The 19,797-nt window shown below is 68.4% G+C and carries 20 protein-coding genes; 4 read left to right on the forward strand and 16 right to left on the reverse strand.

Features of this window, described 5'->3' with window-relative positions; all coding sequences use genetic code 11:
* The coding region (locus RJ03_RS08775; RefSeq protein WP_036499997.1) for a hypothetical protein at nt 1-394 on the reverse strand (394 nt) is incomplete at its 3' end.
* A 250-nt stretch (nt 395-644) separates the two neighbouring features.
* Here RJ03_RS08775 and RJ03_RS08780 point away from each other — a divergent pair.
* Nucleotides 645-2,099, forward strand: a complete 1,455-nt coding sequence (locus tag RJ03_RS08780; protein ID WP_036499999.1) for a neutral zinc metallopeptidase — start codon at nt 645-647, stop codon at nt 2,097-2,099.
* A 47-nt stretch (nt 2,100-2,146) separates the two neighbouring features.
* On the opposite strand, the gene RJ03_RS08785 is transcribed toward RJ03_RS08780, so the two are convergent.
* The 6 genes from RJ03_RS08785 to RJ03_RS08810 form a co-directional block, all read right to left on the reverse strand.
* Entirely contained in the window at nt 2,147-2,614 is a 468-nt protein-coding gene (locus RJ03_RS08785) for a 6,7-dimethyl-8-ribityllumazine synthase (protein ID WP_036500001.1), read from the reverse strand.
* Nucleotides 2,615-2,623: 9 nt separating this feature from the next.
* Complete coding sequence (locus RJ03_RS08790; RefSeq protein ID WP_036500029.1) at nt 2,624-3,460, reverse strand: alpha/beta hydrolase; 837 nt, start codon at nt 3,458-3,460, stop codon at nt 2,624-2,626.
* Nucleotides 3,461-3,552: 92 nt separating this feature from the next.
* Nucleotides 3,553-3,960: a DUF3224 domain-containing protein gene (locus RJ03_RS08795; protein WP_036500003.1), complete on the reverse strand. Its 408-nt coding sequence runs from the start codon at nt 3,958-3,960 to the stop codon at nt 3,553-3,555.
* 37 nt (nt 3,961-3,997) lie between these two features.
* On the reverse strand, nt 3,998-5,356 hold the full coding sequence (locus RJ03_RS08800; protein WP_036500004.1) for a M20/M25/M40 family metallo-hydrolase: 1,359 nt from the start codon (nt 5,354-5,356) through the stop codon (nt 3,998-4,000).
* On the reverse strand, nt 5,353-6,999 hold the full coding sequence (locus RJ03_RS08805; RefSeq protein WP_245552220.1) for a CocE/NonD family hydrolase: 1,647 nt from the start codon (nt 6,997-6,999) through the stop codon (nt 5,353-5,355). Before RJ03_RS08805 ends, RJ03_RS08800 begins: the two co-directional genes overlap by 4 nt.
* 116 nt (nt 7,000-7,115) lie before the next feature.
* Nucleotides 7,116-8,027: an oxygenase MpaB family protein gene (locus RJ03_RS08810; protein ID WP_051024479.1), complete on the reverse strand. Its 912-nt coding sequence runs from the start codon at nt 8,025-8,027 to the stop codon at nt 7,116-7,118.
* 198 nt (nt 8,028-8,225) lie between these two features.
* Here RJ03_RS08810 and RJ03_RS37025 point away from each other — a divergent pair, with 198 nt between their 5' ends.
* Nucleotides 8,226-8,393, forward strand: a complete 168-nt coding sequence (locus RJ03_RS37025) for a hypothetical protein (protein WP_157121759.1) — start codon at nt 8,226-8,228, stop codon at nt 8,391-8,393.
* Nucleotides 8,394-8,466: 73 nt separating this feature from the next.
* On the opposite strand, the gene glnA is transcribed toward RJ03_RS37025, so the two are convergent.
* Nucleotides 8,467-9,903 (reverse strand): type I glutamate--ammonia ligase, encoded by a 1,437-nt coding sequence (glnA, locus tag RJ03_RS08815; protein WP_036500008.1) that lies wholly within the window; start codon nt 9,901-9,903, stop codon nt 8,467-8,469.
* Between the two features lie 462 nt (nt 9,904-10,365).
* On the opposite strand from glnA, the gene RJ03_RS08825 reads away from it, so the two are divergent.
* Nucleotides 10,366-10,827, forward strand: a complete 462-nt coding sequence (locus RJ03_RS08825; protein ID WP_036500011.1) for an RDD family protein — start codon at nt 10,366-10,368, stop codon at nt 10,825-10,827.
* Here RJ03_RS08825 and RJ03_RS08830 read toward each other — a convergent pair.
* Complete coding sequence (locus tag RJ03_RS08830) at nt 10,811-11,407, reverse strand: TetR/AcrR family transcriptional regulator (protein WP_036500012.1); 597 nt, start codon at nt 11,405-11,407, stop codon at nt 10,811-10,813. The two genes, RJ03_RS08825 and RJ03_RS08830, sit on opposite strands and share 17 nt — an antisense overlap.
* Before the next feature lie 84 nt (nt 11,408-11,491).
* On the opposite strand from RJ03_RS08830, the gene RJ03_RS08835 reads away from it, so the two are divergent.
* Nucleotides 11,492-12,352 carry an aldo/keto reductase gene (locus RJ03_RS08835; protein WP_036500014.1) on the forward strand — a complete coding sequence of 287 codons (861 nt, stop codon included), beginning with the start codon at nt 11,492-11,494 and terminating at the stop codon, nt 12,350-12,352.
* 76 nt (nt 12,353-12,428) lie between these two features.
* On the opposite strand, the gene RJ03_RS08840 is transcribed toward RJ03_RS08835, so the two are convergent.
* The 7 genes from RJ03_RS08840 to sucB all read right to left on the reverse strand — a co-directional run.
* A complete protein-coding gene (locus tag RJ03_RS08840) occupies nt 12,429-13,064 on the reverse strand; it encodes an IclR family transcriptional regulator (protein ID WP_036500016.1) in 636 nt (211 codons plus the stop codon).
* A gap of 80 nt (nt 13,065-13,144) precedes the next feature.
* The gene (locus RJ03_RS08845; RefSeq protein ID WP_036500017.1) at nt 13,145-13,888 is read right to left on the reverse strand and encodes a DUF4191 domain-containing protein; all 744 of its coding nucleotides are present in this window, start codon (nt 13,886-13,888) and stop codon (nt 13,145-13,147) included.
* 66 nt (nt 13,889-13,954) lie between these two features.
* The gene (locus RJ03_RS08850) at nt 13,955-16,156 is read right to left on the reverse strand and encodes an elongation factor G-like protein EF-G2 (RefSeq protein ID WP_036500019.1); all 2,202 of its coding nucleotides are present in this window, start codon (nt 16,154-16,156) and stop codon (nt 13,955-13,957) included.
* Nucleotides 16,157-16,333: 177 nt separating this feature from the next.
* Nucleotides 16,334-17,344, reverse strand: coding sequence for a lipoyl synthase (gene lipA / locus RJ03_RS08855; protein ID WP_036500035.1), 1,011 nt, complete (start codon nt 17,342-17,344; stop codon nt 16,334-16,336).
* Between the two features lie 74 nt (nt 17,345-17,418).
* Nucleotides 17,419-17,970, reverse strand: coding sequence for a GNAT family N-acetyltransferase (locus tag RJ03_RS08860; RefSeq protein WP_269750177.1), 552 nt, complete (start codon nt 17,968-17,970; stop codon nt 17,419-17,421).
* Nucleotides 17,971-18,074: 104 nt separating this feature from the next.
* Nucleotides 18,075-18,965, reverse strand: coding sequence for a TIGR01777 family oxidoreductase (locus tag RJ03_RS08865; RefSeq protein WP_036500022.1), 891 nt, complete (start codon nt 18,963-18,965; stop codon nt 18,075-18,077).
* A gap of 32 nt (nt 18,966-18,997) precedes the next feature.
* The coding region (gene sucB / locus RJ03_RS08870; protein ID WP_036500026.1) for a 2-oxoglutarate dehydrogenase, E2 component, dihydrolipoamide succinyltransferase at nt 18,998-19,797 on the reverse strand (800 nt) is incomplete at its 5' end.

Here is a 19,797-nt window from a genome sequence, read left to right on the forward strand (position 1 = left end):
CCACCTGATAGACGTCGTCGGTGCCCTCGACCAGTTGGTTGCCGACGCAGTAGTCGTTGTAGGCGGTGCCGGGTTGGCGTGCGCCCAAACTGAAGTGGGCGGCGGGGTCGCCGGCCGAACCGGGGTTGGCGACGGTATCGGGCCGGTCCGACGTCGCGCCGGCCGACCACATCGGAGTACCGCGGCCGTCGGCGCCGCAGGTGTAGCCGCGTCCACCCGCGACGACCGTGGCACCGGCGGGGTGGGTGGTTCCGGCCCACAGGCAGCCGGTGGCGGGTTGGGCGGCCGATCGCCTGGATTCGGCTTCGGCGGGCGCCGCGGTGAAGCCGAGACCCGCGGCCGTGAGCGCCGCCAGGGCGGGAAGGGTGAACGATGCGCGGGGGTGTCGGGGCATGGTATCGGCCTCTCTGCTCGCCGTTGAGCATCTACTATCTACGTAGGTAAATAGTAGTTGAACGAACGGTGTGCGCGCCATGTCGTGGTCGTCACCGTGCGCCATCCGTGCCGATATCGAGATATACGTTGCGCATTCGCGCGGGCGCCCGATTACGATGTGAGCGCTCGGGGAGACGGGGGGACCGCTGTGCGGAATCCGGATCGTCGTCGGTCCGGGCGTCGACAGTGGTATTCGGGGAGGACACGAGATGAAATACGACAGGCGGCTGCGGCTGGCCGCGACGGCCGCGCTGCTGGCGCTCGGTGTGGTATCGGCCGGATGTGGCACCGATGCGAAAACGACTGTGGCACATGATGTTGCCGCGACGAACGAGAATCCGTGGGCACTGAGCGGCGCCGCGCCCAATGCCTCGGGGCCGAGCGGTCCGCGACCGGGCGTGCCCGACGCGCCGTTGCACGCCGACAACGGCGACGGCGGCGAGATGGACCGGCTGGCCCTCAACACGCTGTCGGATCTGCAGGACTACTGGGGTGCCGAATACGGCAAGAACTTCCCGGGCACCTTCAAGCCGGTCGACCACTTCATCTCCTGGGACGCCAACGCGCCCAAGGAACAATCCGTCACCTTCTGCCGCTCCAGCACCTATCACGTGGTGAACGCGGCCTACTGCAAGATCGACAAGACCGTCGGCTGGGACCGCGGCAAACTGCTGCCGCTGATCTCGGACAAGTACGGGAAGATGGCCGTGGTGATGGTGCTCGCGCACGAGTACGGCCACTCACTGCAGGATCAGGCCCGGCTCAACGGATTCCTCACGCCCGGAATCGTGCTCGAACAACAGGCCGACTGCTTCGCGGGAGTGTTCCTGCGGCATGTGGCCGAGGGCGGTGCGGCGCATTTCACGCTGAACACGACCGACGGGCTCAACGGAGTTCTGGGTGCGGCGGTCGCCGTGCGCGACCGCGATCCCGACAATCCGAAGAATGTGCACGGGTCGGCGTTCGAGCGCGTGACGGCGGTGCAGATCGGCTGGTCCGACGGTGCGGCCGGATGTAAGGGCATCACCAAGAAGGAGATTCAGGAGCGCCGTGGCGGTCTTCCCACGACCTTCGAACCGGGCGACGAGGAGAACCAGATGGGTGTCGACGTCGACGGTCTCACTGCCGTCGCCGCCGCGCTCGGGCGGATCTACCCGCTTCAGCACCCGCCGGCCTTCGACTACTCCGGCATCGTGAAACTGTGCCTGAAAAACCAAGCGGTGGAACCGGTTTCGTACTGCCCGTGGATGAACCGAATCGGAACCGATGTGCCGGAGCTGGCCAAACGCGCCGGCGCCCAACCCGGCGACGATGAACCGCTGTCGGCGGTCGTGGACGGCAACTACAACGCCTACGTGGTGTTCATTTCCCGCTATGCGCTCGCGGTGGAGAACGAGCGGCATCTGTCACTGTCGGGCCCGGAGACCGCCGGTCTGCGGACGGCATGTCTGTCCGGCGTGATCACCACCAAGCTCAGCGACCCGGCCAGCGATCCCCGCTTGACCGCCGGTGATCTGGACGCGGCGGTATCCGGTCTGCTCGCCGACGGACTGGCCGCCAGCGATACCGACGGCAAGGTCGTGCCCAGCGGCTATCAGCGACTCGACGCCTACCGCACCGGCGTGCTCGACGGCGAAGCCGCCTGTCTGAACAACTACAAGTGACGCCGATGGGCGGCCGGACGTCCGGTCGCCCATCCTCGCACGTTCGCTCAGACCGCGCCGGTGGGGAGGGTGCGCAGGGAGCTGAGCGTGGTCGCGACCGCGCGGGCGGCCTCGGCGCCCTTGGTGTGGAAGTGCTTGGTGAAGTAATCCACGTGCTCGCTGTGCTCGTGGAAGTGATGCGGGGTCAGCACCACGGAGAACACCGGGACGTCGGTCTCGAGCTGAACCCGCATGAGCCCGTCGACCACGGCCGAGGCGACGAAATCGTGCCGGTAGATGCCGCCGTCGACGACCAGCGCCGCGGCCACCACCGCCGCGTACCGCCCGGTGCGGGCCAGTCGCTGCGCGTGCAGCGGGATCTCGAACGCGCCGGGCACGTCGAACACCTCGACGGCATCCGCCGAATACCCCAGATCGCCGTACTCGGCCAGGAAACCCTCGTGGGCCTGGGTGACGATGGACTGGTGCCAGTTGGCCCGGATGAATGCGATGCGTCCCTGGTCGGTATTGCTCATCCTCGGATGTTACTGCGCGCCGGTGTGCTCCTCCAACCAGCGCACCAGGTCGCCGAGCACCTTCTCACGCTCGGGTTCGTTGAATATCTCGTGGTAGAGGCCCGGATAACGCAGCACCGTGAGATCGGTCGCGGTAGCTCCGGCCTCGATCCGATCGGCGCCCACCGGGGCGGCCAGGGCATCGTCGCCGCCGTGCAGCACCAGCGTCGGCACCCGCAGCGCGTCGAGGTGGCCCAGCACGAAGTCCGCGCCGCGCAGAATTTCGGTCGCCGTGCGAGCCGGCAGTTTGCCGCGGTAGACCAGCGGATCCTGATCGTAGGCGCGCACCACTTCCGGATCGCGGCTGATCTGCGCCGAATCCAGTTGCAGCACACCCAGATTCGGTGCCCAGCGGCTCAGGGCCGGGGCGAGCAGCCGCTGCACCGGGTTACCGGCCGCGATCACCACCGGCGGCGCCGATACGGCGATCCCCGCGACGTCCAGCGGCGCCCGTGTCGCCAGATACAGCGTGATCAGGCTGCCCATGCTGTGGGCGAGGACGAACCGGGGCAGGCCCGGATGCTTCGCGCTCGCGATATCGAGCATGGTGTTCACATTGTCGGCGGCCGCGTCGAGCGATTCGATATTCGACCGCCCGCCGCCGGAGCGGCCGTGCCCGATGTGGTCGAAGGCGTAGACCGCGAAACCGCTGTCGGCCAATCGTTTTCCCACATGATCGTAGCGCCCGGAATGTTCGGCGACGCCGTGCACCAGCACCACGACGGCGCGCGCCCGGTCGGGCAGCCAGGCCCGCCAGAAGACCTGTCCGCCGCGGGCGTCGAATTCGCCGGTATCGCCTGTTGTCATCGCTGCCTCCGTCTGCGCCGTCGCTGCGCCGCCATTGTCGCGCACGGCGGGCCCCAGCGTCGCGCATCGGCCCGCCGCGCCGCGATCGGCGGTCAGCCCAGGTCGTAGTCGAACCAGATCCGGTGGGTGCCGTCGGCGTCGACCGCCAGTCCGCCGGTCCCGGTGATCTCGCTCAGCTCCCCGGTGCCGCTGCTGGGCACGATGGTGAAGAATTCAGCACTGCGGTCCGCGCCCGCGGTGGTCGCCGAATGGGCGAAGTTGAACGTGCCGGCCAAACCGTTGAGCGAACCTTCGAACGACTCCATCGCTACATACGTGCCCCGGCCCGACAGCTGGTCGAACGCGGCGGTGAACAACGTGGCCGAGCGTCCGACCGCCTCACCCTCGAAATGCTTTTCCAGCCGGGCGATTCCGACCGGCGTCGCGGTGGGGATGTCCGGATCGGGAAGGACGTCCGTGGCGACGAAGGATTTGACGGTGAACGTTGCTGTAGCTCGCACCCGCTGAGCGTAGCGGCGAACACCGACATTCCCGGCATCAGCCGCCGGCGCTGGTGTAGTGCGCGAGGACGCGGCGGTTGAATTCGATCAGCCGCGCGTAGTTGGCCCGGGAGAGCCGTTCGTCGGTGCCGTGGATGCGCTCCAGATCCGCCGCATCGACCACGATCGGCGCGAAGTTGCATCGGGTGGTGGCCAGCCCGTCGTAGTGGCGGGAGTCGGTGGCGCCGGGCACGATGCCCGTGGTGACCACCGCGTCGGGCACCACGGCACGGGTGATGTCGGCGATCACGTCGAAGGCCGGTCCGGGGCCGGTGATCCGCGAGGGTTCGGAGGCCGTGCCGAGCACCTCGATCACGACGCGCGGGTCGGCGACCACGCGCCGGCAGTGGTCGAGCACATCGGACACCGAATCACCGGGCAGGATACGGAAATTGACCAGCGCCTCGGCGCGCTGCGGCAGTACGTTCGCCTTCACCCCGCCGTGGATCACGGTCGGTGCGGTGGTGGTGCGGACCAGGGCCTCGGTCTGCGGCCGCGCCGCCATCATGCGGGTGATCAGCCGGCCCGCGATCGGTGCGAGCCGCAGGGCGGACCGGCGTGGTTCGGACATGGCGGGCCGCATCCGGGCCAGCATGTCGGCGATCACCGGCGTCATGCGCAGCGGCATCGGATGGTCCTGAATGCGCGCGACCGCCCGCGCGATCCGGCCCACGGCGGTTTCGCGGCCGGGCATCGAGGAATGGCCGCCGGTGTCGGTGGTGCGCAGTTGTACGGTGGCCCAGCCTTTTTCGCCGACCATGATGGAGGCGACGGGTGCGGTGGCGCCGTCGGCAACGCCCTGGGTGATCACCCCGCCCTCGTCGAGCAGCAGGTCGGCGCGCACCTCGAGCTCGCGCAGCCGGGCCGCCATCCGGGTGGCGCCGGCGCGGCCGAAGATCTCCTCGTCGTGGCCGAAGGCGAAATAGACGGTGCGGCGGGGACGGCGGCCCTCGGCGAGCAGCGATTCGGCCGCCTCCAGGATGGCCAGCACCCGGCTCTTGTCGTCGATCGCGCCACGGCCCCAGATGAATTCGTCGTCGACCACACCGGCGAACGGCGGATGGGTCCAGCGTTGCTCGTCGTCGACCGGAACCACGTCCTGGTGGGCGAGCAGCACGGCCGCCGTCCCGGGCTCGGTGCCCGGCCAGCGATACAACCGGCTGTGGCCGAATCGCTCCAGTTCCAGGTGCGTGTGCACCAGGGGGAATTCGGTGTCGAGAAGGCTTGCGAGCCGGTCGAATTCGACCTCGTCGGCATCGGCGTCGTCGCGCGAGACGGTGACGCAGCGCAGGGCGGCCGCGAGCCGCTGCGCGGTCGCGTCGTCGACGGTGGTCGCGGTAGTACCGGTCGCTGTCATCGATCTCCTCGTCGTTGCGGGAAGTCCACGGTCACACCGGAATCGCGCAGGATCTCCGGCGCGATCGTGGTCACCCGGCGGGCGCGCCATTTCCCCAGCGCCTCACTGCTGCCGCCGGTCAGATCGAAATCCCGAATGCCGGTGAGCAACGGCAGCTCGACGGTGCCGGAACGCACGCTCACCCGCGTATTCGCCGGGGGGTGCGCCCACACGGCGTCGACCACGTCGGTGATCCGCACGCCGATCCGGTGTCCGGCCGGCACGGTCCAGTCCTGGGCCAGCAGCCGGATGGTCGCGGTGTCGGCGACCTGGGCGATGCCGCGGGTGATCACGGTACCGAAGCCGTCGGGCGCCACATCGTAGAGTTCCGCGGCGACCGTGGCGTTCGGCGGGCCGCTCAATGCCAGACTGGCGGTGGGGATTCCGGACAGATGCTGATCGGCGGGCAATGGCTGCGACAGCGACCAGTACTCGCGATCCGGCCCGGGGAGCAGGCCGCGATCGGTGTACTCGCCGGGGCGGACCGGCATCGCCACCCGTGCGGAATCGGCGGGCGGCCATGCCTTTTCGCTGCGCCAGCGGCCGTCGAAGCTGCCGACCGTCACCCGCGGGCCCGGGACGGTGACGTCGCGCCGGGCCACGTACTTGTCGAAGAAGGCCAGCACCTCACTGTCGAATTGCGGTGTGCCGCAGCCCTCGTGGCAGTTCTGGTGACCCCACTGACCGAACCAGCCCTTGTCCTCGGGCAGATCGTGGTTCTTCCAGACGTCGAAGACCCGATAGGCGCGAGTGTTGTAGTCGAGGAAGCCCTGGCCCAGGAACAGCGGAATCCTGCTGCCGCGCACGCGATCGGTGAGATCGCGGTCGCGCCAGAACTGCGTGCCGCCGTCGTGGTTGGTGATACCGGCCAGATACGGCTGTGCGCATTCGACCGGCAACCGCGCGGCGTTGGCCTTGTACTCCGGGGAATCGGAGGGATGCGCGGGGGTGGAGGAGATCAGCAGATGTTCGAATCCCGCCATATCGCCGGGGCGAATTCCGTCCTCGGTCACCGGTTTTCCGGAGAACTTCCACGCGATGCCCTGCATGTACAGATAGCTGTAGGGATCGACATCGGGTTCGAACGCGGCCACCGCGGCCAGCCCCTTCGGGTTGGTGGCCAGGCCCATGATGCCGGTCCACGCCTCGTAGGAGGTGCCGGTCAGACCCACTCGGCCGGTCGACCACGGTTGTGCCGCAGCCCATTCCACGGCGGTACGAACATCGCTCTGCTCGCCGGGACCGCCGAAGTCGGGGCAGCCGCTGGACCCGCCGAATCCGCGCAGATCCACGATCACATAGGTGTAGCCGGCGTCGAGAAACAGTTCCGGATACAGATCGCGCAGCGACGGCCCGCCCTCAGGGTAGACCTCGGTGAGAAACGCAAGGTGATTGCGGTAGGGGCTCACCGTCATGACGACCGGGGTGCGTACGTCGTCGGCCATGCCCGCGGGCCGCAGGATATCCGCGTGCAACCGCACGCCGTCGGGGGTGGTCAGGAACTCCTGGCGCCACTGATACGCCGGGGCCGGTGCGGCGGTCGCGGTGACCGGCGCGGCCGCGGCGAACAGGAGGACCAGCCCGCACAGCACACGCGTGAGCACGCGCCGGGCGCGTGGCGATGAATTCTCGAGCACCATAGGACTATCGAGTCTGCACCGCCACCCGTCCAGACCTCAGAACCGGGGTCGGGAAACCGGCCGGTCACCCGGCCCCTCGATCACATCGGCCGCAGATCGAGCACCTTGCGCAGCCGGGCGCGGTCGCGCTCGAGTTTGCGCGCCTCGTAGGCGATGGGGAAGTAGCGGATCCGTTCCGGGAGCAGCGGAACCAGCCGCGCCAGCACCCAGCCCAGGATGCGCAGGTTGCGCTCGTCCTGCGCGGTCCAGGTCAGTCCGAGTTTGCGGCGCGCCGGTTCGGGCGTGGTGCCGACCGTGCAGAAGTACTGCATGCGGCCGATCGGGGAGGCGGCCAGCTTCCACAGCGGCACCAGCGGTGTGGGCAGCGACTTGGGCGGGGCCACGTGGCGGATCGTCTTCAGGTAGTCGCGCGCGGTGTCGGTGGCGACCAAGTGGTTCTCCACGGTGTCGGCGAAGAAGACCTCGAACTCGGCGTAGGTCGGCGGAATCTCCTTGGGCGCCACCGAGAACATGCGCAGCAGTTGCAGCACCTCCTGGTAGTACTGCTCCTTCTCGGCGTACGTGAGCGGGGTGCGGCTGAAATACTTCGAACCCTCGTTGAAGGCGTAGGTGCCGGTGTGCAGCACCCAGGCCCACGGGCCGGAGGCGAGCGCGGAATGGCGTTTGCCCTGGGCGTCGACGGTGTTGAGCGAGGCGTGCATATGCCGCAGGCGATCGGCCTCGGCGACGGCCTCGTCACCACCGTAGGTCCAGGTCATCACCGCCGCGAGACTGCGCATCGCGCGGCCCATCGGATCGGTGCGGAAGGTGGAGTGCTCGTCGACGACCGCGGAAATCGTCGGTTCCATGGTCTGCAGCAGGAACGCCGACCCGGCGGTGAGGGAGAAGGTGATCAGTCCGACCTGGTCCCACATGCGGGTTCCGGGCTCGATCGGCTTCCGGGGGCCGAGTTCGTGTTCGGTGCGCTCGGCGCGGGCGACGGAGGCGGTCATCCGTGATCTCCTTTGACCACTCGACATGATGAGAGGATTACATACGAATCATCTCACCCTCTTTCGATCTTGGCAACCGCATGCCCTCCGCCGACTCGCCGAGGCAACCAGAAGTGAACACAACCTGAAATCTCGGTGAACTGATGGAAGAATGAGGGTCCTCGCCACACCGAAAGTTCAGGGAGGAGGGATCCAGCCATGATCCACACTCACGCCTACCCCTCGTTTTTGGGGACCTTGCGTACCTACGCCCGCCGGGCGCTGGCCCGCCATACCCTGACCGCCGAGGAACGCCGCAATCTCGCTGCCGCCCAAGCTCATCCGGCCGTCTACAGCGCATCTCTGGGTAGCCACCCGCATCTGTAGCCAGCCCCGGAACGCACCGAAGCCCCAGCCGGATTCGGCTGGGGCTTCGTGAATTCGACTGTGCTGTAACGACTTACACGTCGTAGTAAAGCTCGAACTCGTAGGGGTGCGGACGCAGGTTCACCGGCGCGATCTCGTTGTCACGCTTGAGCTGGATCCAGGTCTCGATGAGGTCGTCGGTGAAGACGTTGCCCTCGGTGAGGTACTCGTGGTCCTGCTCGAGGCGGTCGATGACCGAGGCCAGCGAGGTGGGGGCCTGCGGGATGTTCTTGGCCTCCTCCGGCGGGAGCTCGTAGAGGTCCTTGTCGACCGGGGCCTTGGGCTCGATCTTCTTCTTGATGCCGTCCAGGCCGGCCATCATCATGGCGGCGAAGGCCAGGTACGGGTTACCCGAGGAGTCCGGCGCGCGGAACTCGATGCGCTTGGCCTTCGGGTTGTTGCCGGTGACCGGGATGCGGACCGCGGCGGAGCGGTTGCGCTGCGAGTACACCAGGTTGATCGGGGCCTCGTAGCCCGGCACCAGACGGTGGTAGGAGTTCACGGTCGGGTTGGTGAACGCCAGCAGCGACGGCGCGTGGTGCAGGATGCCGCCGATGTAGTGACGGGCCAGGTCGGACAGGCCACCGTAGCCGGCCTCGTCGTGGAACAGCGGCTTGCCGTCCTTCCACAGCGACTGGTGCACGTGCATACCCGAGCCGTTGTCACCGAACAGCGGCTTCGGCATGAAGGTGACCGACTTGCCTTCCTGCCACGCGGTGTTCTTCACGATGTACTTGAACAGCTGCAGGTCGTCGGCTGCCGAGAGCAGGGTGCCGAACTTGTAGTTGATCTCGGCCTGTCCGGCGGTGCCGACCTCGTGGTGGCCGCGCTCGAGTTCGAAGCCCGCGTTCTGCAGGTTGGTCGAGATCTTGTCGCGCAGGTCCACATAGTGGTCGTAGGGCGCGACGGGGAAGTAGCCACCCTTGTTGCGAACCTTGTAGCCCAGGTTGCGGGAACCGTCGGGGTTGAATTCCTTGCCGGTGTTCCACGAACCCGAGACGGACTCGATCTCGTAGAACGAGCCGTTCATGCCCGATCCGTAGCGCACACCGTCGAAGATGTAGAACTCGGCCTCGGCACCGAAGAACGCGGTGTCGGCGATACCGGTCGAACGCAGGTACTCCTCCGCCTTGCGCGCGATGTTGCGCGGGTCGCGGGAGTAGGCCTCACGGGTGAACGGGTCGTGCACGAAGAAGTTCAGGTTCAGCGTCTTCGCGGCACGGAACGGGTCGATCCGGGCGGTGGAGAAGTCGGGCAGCAGCAGCATGTCCGACTCGTCGATCGACTGGAAACCGCGCACCGAGGAGCCGTCGAACGCCAGGCCCTCTTCGGCCAGGTCGGAAGTGAACGACTTCGCCGGGATGGAGAAGTGCTGCTGAACGCCAGGAAGGTCCGAGAAGCGTACGTCGACGTACTCGACGTCCTCCTCCTTGATGTACTTGATGACCTCGTCGGCCGTGCTGAACGCCACTTAGTACTCCTTACGGATCGGTTCCCAGCCTGTGCCGATTGCTGGGTTTCAGCGCTGAACGGTATGGATGCGGTGTTTCCCCGCAATCAAGGCTGTGTTTCGCCAGTGTTACACGTGCTGCTGGACGGGTCGGCGGCCTCCCCGGGCAACACCACGCGACGGTTCGTTCACGATGCGGTGCCGGACCAGCACCGTTATCCTGCCACCACGGCATCCGGCGCTCGATTCGAGGACCGCGCATCGTCGCCGATCGATGTGCGCGATCCTGAGAGTTTCCCGCCCGCAACCGCTTTGGGGGGATCACCCCGGCGGGGCATCGTGCTGCCGCCATCGCGGGCCCGCGAAGCCGAGGGAGCGATGCCGCGCGCGGACGGCGGCGTCCGATCGCCGGTGTCACGCGCGGGTGCGTGCGCGGTCCGGGTGTGACGTAATCCTCACCGCCGTTACGCCTACGCTGGGAGCATGGCGCGAATTACCGGTTCCTGGCTGTCCGGCCCGAATGCGGCCCACCCCGGCGAGCCGCAGCCCGACGACTATCCCGGCAAACTGCTCGGCCTGCCGCAGGAGGGGGTGGGGTCGCTGGCGCCCATGTCGCGCCGCATCGTCGCGCTGTTCGTCGACTACTTCATCGCCATGGGTATCGCCGCGCTGATCGTGCGCGGCGCCGGCTCGCTCAACACCGTCACCTATCTGATCTGGTTCGTGATCGGCGTGGTGACGGTCATGCTGTTCGGGTTCACGCCCGGGCAGTACTTCCTGGGCATGCGCACCGTGCGGATCGACGCGTCGGCGCCGGTCGGCTTCGTGCGCTCGGTGGCGCGGCAGGTGTTGCTGACCTTCGTGGTGCCCGCGTTGTTCACCGACGGGGATCGACGCGGTATGCACGACCGGGCGACCGGGACGGCGCTCATCCGCGCTCGATAACGGTCGCCCTCGCGCCCGGCCGAGCGGTGTCCGGGCGCAGGCCGTCGAGCAGAAGGTCGAGGAGGCGATCGATCTGCTCGCGGTCGATACCCGCCAGCGTCGCGCCCGCCATCGCCGCCGTCACATCCTCGGGCCGGACGTCGTCGCGCAGCGTGCCGGCCGCGACTCCCGCATCGAGGACGGAACCGATTGCGGCACTGAGTCTTTCGCGCGTCTGTGCCGAGGTCACCGCCCCGGACGCGATCACCTCGCGCAATGCCTCGGCCATGCCGCGCTTGGTCGCCACGAAGTCGGCGTAGCGGCCGAGCCAGATCCGCAGTGCGACCTCCGGGGTGTGATGGCCGAGCAGGTTCGCGGCCTGATCACACAGCTGTTCCAGTTCGCTGCGGTAGACGGCTTCGATGAGCGCTTCCCGTGACGGGAAGTGCCGATACAGCGTGCCGATGCCCACCCCGGCGGATTTCGCGATCGATTCCAGGCTGACGGTGCCCTCTTCGCCGGTGAACGCGGTGAGCGCGGCGTCGAGGAGTAATTGGCGATTGCGCTGGGCGTCGCGGCGTCCACGCGGCTGTCCGGACAAAGTGGAGGGTCCTCCGTTTCTGTACTACCCTGGAAGTAAGCGGAGGATCCTCCGTTTATGTCCAGGGTAACAAGGGAGACCCGAATGACGGTCATGACGCAACCGCGCGACGGCGCACTGGCGGGACGTGCGGTCGGCCGGATCGGCTACGGCGCGATGCAGCTGGAATCCGGCGCGGACGGGGTCGCGGTGCTGCGGCGGGCGGTGGAGCTCGGCGTCGGCCATATCGATACGGCCGGCTTCTACGGCAACGGTGCGGTGAACGCCCTGCTGCGCGAGGCGCTGCATCCGTACCCGGACGATCTGCTGCTGGTCGACAAGGTCGGCGCCGTGCACACGAGCGGCGGGCTCGTGCCCGCGCAGCAGCCCGGGCAACTCCGGGCCGCGGTGGAAGCGGACCTGCGGGCGCTGGACGCGGAGCAGCTGGCGGTGGTCAACCTGCGCCGGGTCGACGCTCCGCCCGGAATCGTGGCGACCGGTGATCAGATCGTGGACCTCGACGACCAGTTGGCCGAACTGGTCTCGTTGCGGGACGAGGGCAAGATCGGGGCGATCGGGCTGAGCAATGTCAGCGTCGACCAGCTCCGGCACGCCGCTCCCGCGGGTATCGCGTGCGTGCAGAATCTCTACAACCTGCTGGAGCGTGACGAAGAGCCGCTGTTGGCCGAATGTTGTTCGCGGGGAATCGCTTTCGTGCCGTACTTCCCGCTCGGATCGGGATTTCCGGACCGGCGCAAGGTCGTCGGCGACGACGTGGTGCGCGATATCGCCGGCCGCCTCGGGGCGACGCCGAGTCAGGTGGGTCTGGCATGGCTGCTGGCCCGCGATCCGCACATCCTGCTGATCCCGGGGACCCGCAGCCTCGACCATCTCGAGCAGAATATGGCGGCGCGAGAAGTCGAGCTGGATGCCGCGATGCTCGCCGCGCTCGACAGCCGGGTCTGAGGGCCAAGCTCGGAACATCCGCCCGTCCGACGATGTGGTGATGTCCGATCGTCGGCTGGGAGGTTACGCGGAGCGTTCAGCCCAGTGCGGCGTACAACCGCTGGGCGGCCCGGCGCACCGCGTCGGCCATCGCCGGAGTCTCCTGCCCGATCAGGGTGACCACGCCGACGGCGGCGGGAGGACCGGGCAGTCCGGGCAGTGAGGCGACCACGCCGTGCGCGCCGGGCACCAGTTTTCCCTCGCTCTCGAAGATCCCGCGCTCGTCGCGCCGGGACGCCTCGATCGCCTCACCGAGGGCGCCCTGTCCGCGCGTGGTGCGGGCGCCGACCCGATAGGCGATATGGAAAGTGGTGAACGGCGGTTCGACGACCGCGACGGCGAGCACGTCGTCCCCGTCGGCGACGCAGAAATGCGCCGTGGCCTCCACCTCGCGGGCCAGATCCTCGAGGATCTCGCGGGTGGCCTCGCGCACCGATCCGAGTACGTGCTGGGTCAGCACGAGCGCGCCCGCGGAGACGCCGACCGTGCCGTCCTCGGCGCGGCGCACCAGCCCATGTTCGACCAGCGTGCCGACCAGGCGGTAGATGATCGTGCGGGACAGTCCGAGCTCCTGCGCCAGTTGCGCGGGGGTACGGGCATGGGGGCTGCTGGCGAGCAACTTCAGCACGTCGAGTCCGCGGCTCAGAGTCTGCGAGGTGTCGGGAGCCGGCATGGCGGAAATCCTACGTGGGCGGTACCTCGATCAGCTGACGCTCGGCAGCCTCCGCGTGCGGCGGTGCTGCCGGGCGTAGGTCAGCGGCGGCGGATGGTGCGCTGCACACCGCGCATCTTGGCGCCGGCCGGCAGCGGGCCCTTCGGCAGGGCCGGTCCGCCGCGGGTGGCCAGGGCGGTGAGGCGGCCCTCGATGAGGTCCATCCGCTTGGCGTCGATATTGCGGGGCAGTTTGGTGAGGTGACGCTGCAGGCCCTTCAGCGGAACCTGCCCCTCCTCGTTGCCGATCACGATGTCGTAGATCGGGGTGTCACCGACCAGGCGGGCGGTCTTCTTCTTCTCCTGCGCCAGCAGCGACTTCACCCGCTGCGGCGAACCCTCGGCCACCAGGATCACACCGGGCAGGCCGATCACGCGGTGGACGGCGTCGAGCTGGGTGGTGGCGGCGACGGCCTGGGTGGCGCGCCACTTACCCTGCAGGTTGTCCAGCACCCACCAGGCCGCACCCGCTTGCCCCTCGGCCTTGGCGTAGACGTTTTTCTGCACCCGGCGTCCGAAGATGATGAAGGCGACCAGCGCGCCCAGCAGAATGCCGACCGGCAGCAGGAACCACTGCATATCGAAAAGGAAGCCGATGAGGAACAGCACCACGGTGATGCCGACCAGCGCGCCGATCATCAGCGGCAGCAGCAGTTTGTCCTCTTTGCGCACCATCTGGAACGTCTGCCAGAGCTGCTGACGCCGCTCCTTCGACGCCTGCCTGCGCGCCGCCTTCGCCGCGGCCTTCGCTTCCTTTGACGGTGTGCCGCCCTTACCTGCTGCCATACCTCTCAGGATAGTGGTCGGGCGGGACATACCCCGCACGGGCCGGGAACAGGTGCGACGCTCACCTCAGACGGTGGCTTCGCTGCGACTGCGCAGGTCTGCGGCGATCTGGCTCGGCATCGGTTCGTGCCGCACATAGCTGCGGTCGAACTGGGCGGCGCCGCGCGAGAGTGAGCGCAGGTCGATGGCGTAGCGGCTCAATTCCAGTTCCGGGACCTCGGCGCGGATGACGGTGCGTCCGGCGGTGGCCGGTTCGGTGCCCAGCACGCGGCCGCGCCGGCCCGCCAGATCGCCGAGGATGCTGCCGACGAAATCGTCGGCGACGGTCACCCGCACCTCGGCGATCGGTTCGAGCAGATCGATCCGGGCGGCCGCGGCCGCCTCCCGCAGCGCCAGCGCCCCCGCGGTCTGGAACGCCGCATCGGAGGAGTCGACCGAATGCGCCTTCCCGTCGAGCAGGGTCACCCGCACATCGACCAGCGGATATCCGGCGGCGACCCCGCGCTCGGCCTGTGCGCGCACGCCCTTCTCCACCGAGCCGATGAACTGGCGTGGCACCGCGCCGCCGACCACCTTGTCGACGAATTCGATCCCGGAGCCCTCCGGCAGCGGTTCCACCTCGATATCGCAGATCGCGTACTGGCCGTGGCCGCCGGACTGCTTCACGTGCCGCCCGTGCCCGGAAGCCTTGCCGCCGAACGTTTCTCGCAACGCCACCCGATACTCGTCGACATCGACCTGCACGCCGAACCGGGACCGCAGCCGTTCCAGCGCGACATCGCGATGGGCCTCGCCCAGGCACCACAGCACCAGCTGATGGGTGCGCGGATTCTGCTCCAGGCGCACCGTCGGATCCTCGGCGACCAGCCGGGACAGGCCCTGCGACAGTTTGTCCTCGTCGGCCTTGCCGTGGGCGCGCACCGCCACCGGCAGCAGCGGTTCGGGCAGCGGCCAGGGCTCGATCAGCAGCGGGGAATCCTTGGCCGACACGGTATCTCCGGTCTCGGCGTGCCCCAGTTTGGTGACGTAGGCGATATCGCCGGCGATGGCCTGGCCGATCGGGAACTGTTGTTTACCGAACGGCGCCGTCACCGCGCCGACCCGTTCGTCGACCTCGTGCCCGTTGCCGTCATTGTGCCCGCAGATGTGCACGGTGTCGTCGGCGTGCAGGGTGCCCGAGAACACCCGCACCAGCGACACCCGGCCCACATACGGATCGGAGGCGGTGCGGATCACCTCGGCGGCCAGCGGCGCACCGGGATCGCAGGACAGTGCCTGCGGCGCCGCCCCGTTGCTCGGGCAGCGCGCCGCGACCGCGTGTTCGGCGGGCGTGGGAAAGCCGCGGGTGATCAGTTCCAGGATCTCGACCATGCCCAGACCCTCGCGGGTGCCCTCGGGCGGCGGCGCCGCGATGAGAATGGGGTGGAAGCGGTCGTGCGCCACCGCGCGTTCCAGATCCGCGATCAAGGTGGCGAGGTCGATCCGTTCGCCCTCGAGGTAGCGGTCCATCAGGGTTTCGTCTTCGCTCTCGGCGATGATGCCCTCGATGAGCCGGTTGCGCGCGGTCTCGATCTGCGCGGTCTGTTCGGCGGTGGCGTCGGTGCGGGTGTGCGCCCCGCTGGAACAATCGAAGACCTGCTCGGTGAGCAGGTCGATCACACCGGTGACCGGACGGTGCCCGTCGGGGCCCTTCGGGCCGTACACCGGCAGTTGCAGCGGCACGATCGCGTCGGAATCACCGTCGCCGAGCAGATCCGCGCAGGTCTGGGCCATCAGATCGAAATCGGCGCGGGCCGCGTCCAGATGGGTGATCACCAGTGCCCGCGGCATCCCGACGCTCGAGCACTCCTCCCACAGCGCCAGCGTCTGCCCGTCCACACTGTCGGCGCCCGCGGCCGCGGAGACCACGAAAAGGGCCGCATCCGCAGCTCGCAGACCGGCCCGTAGTTCGCCGACGAAATCGGCATATCCTGGCGTATCGATCAGATTGACCTTGATGCCGTTCCAGGCGACCGGCACCACCGACAACTGGACCGAGCGGTGTTGCCGCTGCTCGATATCGTCGTAATCCGACACGCAGGTGCCGTCCTCCACGCGGCCGGCTCGGGTGAGCGCGCCGGCCTCCATGGCCAGTGCCTCCACCACCGTGGTCTTGCCGGAGCCGGTGTGCCCGACCAGGACCACATTGCGGATACCGTCCGGCCGGGACGCCTCGATGACTCTGCCGGCGGAACTGTTACGGGCGGCGGTGCTCACTTTCTCGGCCATGTCTCTTCACTTCCCGGAGTCGACACGTTCGGTTGCTTCGAGCTTCCCACCGGCGCGCGGCTGTGTCACCTGTTCCGGGGATCCGCACCCCATCCGTGGTGAATCCGCACCCCGTACGCGACGAACGACCGGCCGAAGCGGAATTCGGCCGGTCGCTACGAGGTGGCTGGAGTCGGTTCAGCTGCCGAATCGGGCGAGGACCGAGCTCGCCTCCTGGCTCGCCGAGCCCTCCTGGGCCAGATGCGCCATCTCCGGTGCGATCTCCCGCCCGTGATGCGCCATCGCCTGCGCGTACAACCGGCCGGCGCGGTAGGAGGAGCGCACCAGCGGCCCCGCCATCACGCCGGCGAAGCCGAGTTCGGTTGCGACGCGGGAATGTTCGACGAATTCCTCCGGCTTCACCCAGCGGTCCACCGGATGGTGGCGCGGCGAGGGCCGCAGGTACTGGGTGATGGTGAGGATATCGCAACCGGCCTCGTGCAGGTCGCGCATCGCCTGGGTGACCTCTTCGGGGGTCTCGCCCATGCCGAGGATCAGATTCGACTTGGTGACCAGGCCGGCCTCGCGGGCAGCGGTCAGCACCGCCAGCGATCGCTCGTAGCGGAACGCCGGGCGGATCCGCTTGAAGATGCGCGGCACGGTCTCGACGTTGTGCGCCAGCACCTCCGGCCGCGAGGAGAACACCTCGGCCAGCTGATCGGGTTCGGCGTTGAAATCGGGGATCAGCAACTCCACGCCGGTGTGCGGGTTGAGTTGCTTGATGGCGCGCACGGTTTCGGCGTACAGCCAGGCGCCGCCGTCTTCGAGGTCGTCGCGCGCGACACCGGTGATCGTCGAGTAACGCAGGCCCATCGCCTGCACGCTCTCGGCCACCCGGCGCGGTTCGTCGCGGTCGAGCGCGGCGGGCTTACCGGTGTCGATCTGGCAGAAATCGCAGCGGCGGGTGCACTGTTCACCGCCGATGAGGAAGGTGGCCTCGCGATCCTCCCAGCATTCGAAGATGTTGGGACAGCCCGCTTCCTCGCAGACCGTGTGCAGCCCTTCGCGTTTGACCAGGCCCTTGAGCTCGGAGTACTCGGGGCCCATGGTGGCGCGGGTGCGGATCCACTTCGGCTTGCGTTCGATCGGGGTCTGCGCGTTGCGGGCCTCGATGCGAAGCAATTTGCGACCGCCTGATTCCCGTACCAGGGAATCGGAGGACGACGTGGCCGGCGCGGCGGTGTGTGCCGGGCCGCTGTTCGATGTCGGGGTATCGACGGAGGTCACTCGAACGACTCTACGCCCGCCGAAATCGGGCCCGGCAGCGTGCGCTGCATCAAGGTCAGATCCATCCAGCCGCCGAACTTGTGACCCACCTCGGGCAGCTGGCCGACGATCCGGAAGCCGAACTTCTCGTGCAGCAGAATCGAGGTCTTGTTGGAGGTTTCGATGGCCGCGATCACGGTGTGTACCCGCCCGGACTCCTCGGCCCGCCCCAGCAGGGCCGTCAGCAGCGCGGTCGCCGCGCCACGGCGCTGGAATCGCTCCGAGACGTACACCGAATTCTCCACGCAGTACCGGTAGCCGGATTTGGGCCGCCACTGCGAGTAGCTGGCATATCCCGCCACCTGACCGTCGATGATGGCGACGAGCACCGGATATCCGGCGGCCACCCGGTCACGCCACCACTGCAGGCGATCGTCGAGGTCGACCGGCTGGGTGTCCCAGATGGCGGTCGTCTCGGCCACGGCGTCGTTGTGGATGGCGAGGATGGTGGGGATGTCGCGTTCCTCGGCATCGCGAATGCGCGGTCCACCCGATGGGATGTCGGTCACCGCCTCAAACTATCCGCAACCAGCGGCGGCGGCGAGCCGATCGGGCTCGAACGCGAGCGGTGTCCGTGCAGGTGTGAGCGGTTTCACCCACCGCTCGGCCGTTCTCAGTCGATCACCGACGCCAGCGCCTGCCCGATGGTTTCGTGGCGGAAGGTGTAGCCCGCGTCCTCGAGCACGGTGGGAATCGCGCGCGGGCCGCGCAGGATCGCCTCCTGGGCCAGTTCGCCGACCGCGGCGTGCAAGGCGACGGCGGGCACGATGAACGGCGCCGGACGACGCAGCGCCCGCGCCAGCGCGCGGTTGAATTCGGCATTGGTCACCGGCGCCGGGCCGACCAGGTTGACCGGTCCGCGCACCGACGAATTCGTCAGGACGAACGAGATGCCGGCGACCTCGTCATCGAGTGAGATCCACGGCTGATACTGGCGACCACTGCCCAGGCGCCCGCCCAGGCCGATCGAATACAGCGGCCGCAACAGGGCCAGCATGCCGCCGTGGCGCGACAGCACCACCGCACTGCGCACCTGCACCACCCGCACCCCGGCGTCGACCGCGGGCTGGGTGGCGGCCTCCCAGTCCCGGCACAGCGTCGCCAGGAAACCCGTTCCGGCGGAATCGGATTCGGTGATGACCCGGTCGCCGGTGTCGCCGCCGTAGAAATGGACGCCGCTGGCGTTCACCAGCGTCGGCACGCCGGCGGCGGCGACCGCGGTGGCCAGCACATCGGTCGGGCCGATGCGGCTGTCGCGCAATTGCTGTTTGTAACTGCCGTTCCAGCGCCGCGCGCCGAGTCCGGCGCCGCACAGGTTGACCACGGCATCAGCCGCGCGCAGGGCCGGTGCGGGCACCTGCGCCCGCACCGGATCCCAGCTGAACTCGTCCTCGGCCGCGGCGGGACGGCGCACCAGGCGGGCCACCTCGTGCCCGTCCCGGCGCAGCGCGGCGACCAGCGCCGTCCCGACGAGTCCGGACGAACCGGCGATCACAACTTTCATGTCGTCACCGAATCGTCGTGTCGCGCAGCGTTTTACAGACCGAGATCGGCCTCGAACGCAGCCTCCTCCAGCCGGTGCCTGATGGTGGTCAGGAAGCGGCCGGCGTCGGCGCCGTCGATGAGGCGGTGATCGTATGTCAGCGGCAGGTAGCACATCGAGCGGATGCCGATGAACTCGCTGCCGTTGTCGGAGATCACGATCGGGCGCTTGACGATCGCACCCGTGCCCAGCATCGCCGCCTGCGGCGGAACCAGGATCGGGGTGTCGAACAGGGCGCCCTGGCTGCCGATGTTGGTGATCGTGAACGTGCCACCGGCCAGCTCGTCCGGCTTGAGGCCGCCGGTGCGGGCGCGGTTGGCGATATCGGCGATGGCGCGGGCCAGTCCGGCCAGCGACAGGTCGCTGGCGTTGTGGATGATCGGCGACAGCAGACCCTGCTCGGTGTCGACCGCGATGCCCAGGTGCACCGAGGAGTGGTAGGTGATCTCCTTGGTGTCCTCGTTGTAGGAGGCGTTGACGTTGGGGTGCACGCCCAGCGCCTCCACGGCGGCCTTCGCGAAGAACGGCAGGAACGTCAGGTTGACGCCCTCGCGGTCGGCGAATGCGCTCTTGGCCTTGGCTCGCAGCGCCGCGATCTTGGTGACGTCGACCTCGTGGGTCTGGGTCAGCTGCGCGGTGGTCTGCAGCGATTCGCGGGTCTTGGTGGCGGTGATCTGCCGGATGCGGTTGGCCTTCTGGACCGTGCCGCGCAGTGCCTGCAGCTGTGGACGGGCGCCGGCGGGAGCCGACGGCGCGGCGGGGGCAGCGGCAGCGGCCGGAGCGGCGGCGGGCT

The organism is Nocardia aobensis NBRC 100429 (genome assembly GCF_000308375.1).
GTDB classification, from domain to species: Bacteria; Actinomycetota; Actinomycetes; order Mycobacteriales; family Mycobacteriaceae; genus Nocardia; species Nocardia aobensis.

Coding starts and splice junctions, on each gene's coding strand:
- RJ03_RS37025 (WP_157121759.1), top strand. CDS start 8,226: ATGATCCACACTCACGCCTACCCCTCGTTTTTGGGGACCTTGCGTACC.
- RJ03_RS08825 (WP_036500011.1), top strand. CDS start 10,366: ATGGCGCGAATTACCGGTTCCTGGCTGTCCGGCCCGAATGCGGCCCAC.
- RJ03_RS08780 (WP_036499999.1), top strand. CDS start 645: ATGAAATACGACAGGCGGCTGCGGCTGGCCGCGACGGCCGCGCTGCTG.
- RJ03_RS08840 (WP_036500016.1), bottom strand. CDS start 13,064: ATGCCGGCTCCCGACACCTCGCAGACTCTGAGCCGCGGACTCGACGTG.
- RJ03_RS08810 (WP_051024479.1), bottom strand. CDS start 8,027: ATGACCGCCTCCGTCGCCCGCGCCGAGCGCACCGAACACGAACTCGGC.
- RJ03_RS08800 (WP_036500004.1), bottom strand. CDS start 5,356: ATGACAGCGACCGGTACTACCGCGACCACCGTCGACGACGCGACCGCG.
- RJ03_RS08835 (WP_036500014.1), top strand. CDS start 11,492: ATGACGGTCATGACGCAACCGCGCGACGGCGCACTGGCGGGACGTGCG.
- RJ03_RS08850 (WP_036500019.1), bottom strand. CDS start 16,156: ATGGCCGAGAAAGTGAGCACCGCCGCCCGTAACAGTTCCGCCGGCAGA.
- RJ03_RS08785 (WP_036500001.1), bottom strand. CDS start 2,614: ATGAGCAATACCGACCAGGGACGCATCGCATTCATCCGGGCCAACTGG.
- RJ03_RS08865 (WP_036500022.1), bottom strand. CDS start 18,965: ATGAAAGTTGTGATCGCCGGTTCGTCCGGACTCGTCGGGACGGCGCTG.
- RJ03_RS08845 (WP_036500017.1), bottom strand. CDS start 13,888: ATGGCAGCAGGTAAGGGCGGCACACCGTCAAAGGAAGCGAAGGCCGCG.
- RJ03_RS08790 (WP_036500029.1), bottom strand. CDS start 3,460: ATGACAACAGGCGATACCGGCGAATTCGACGCCCGCGGCGGACAGGTC.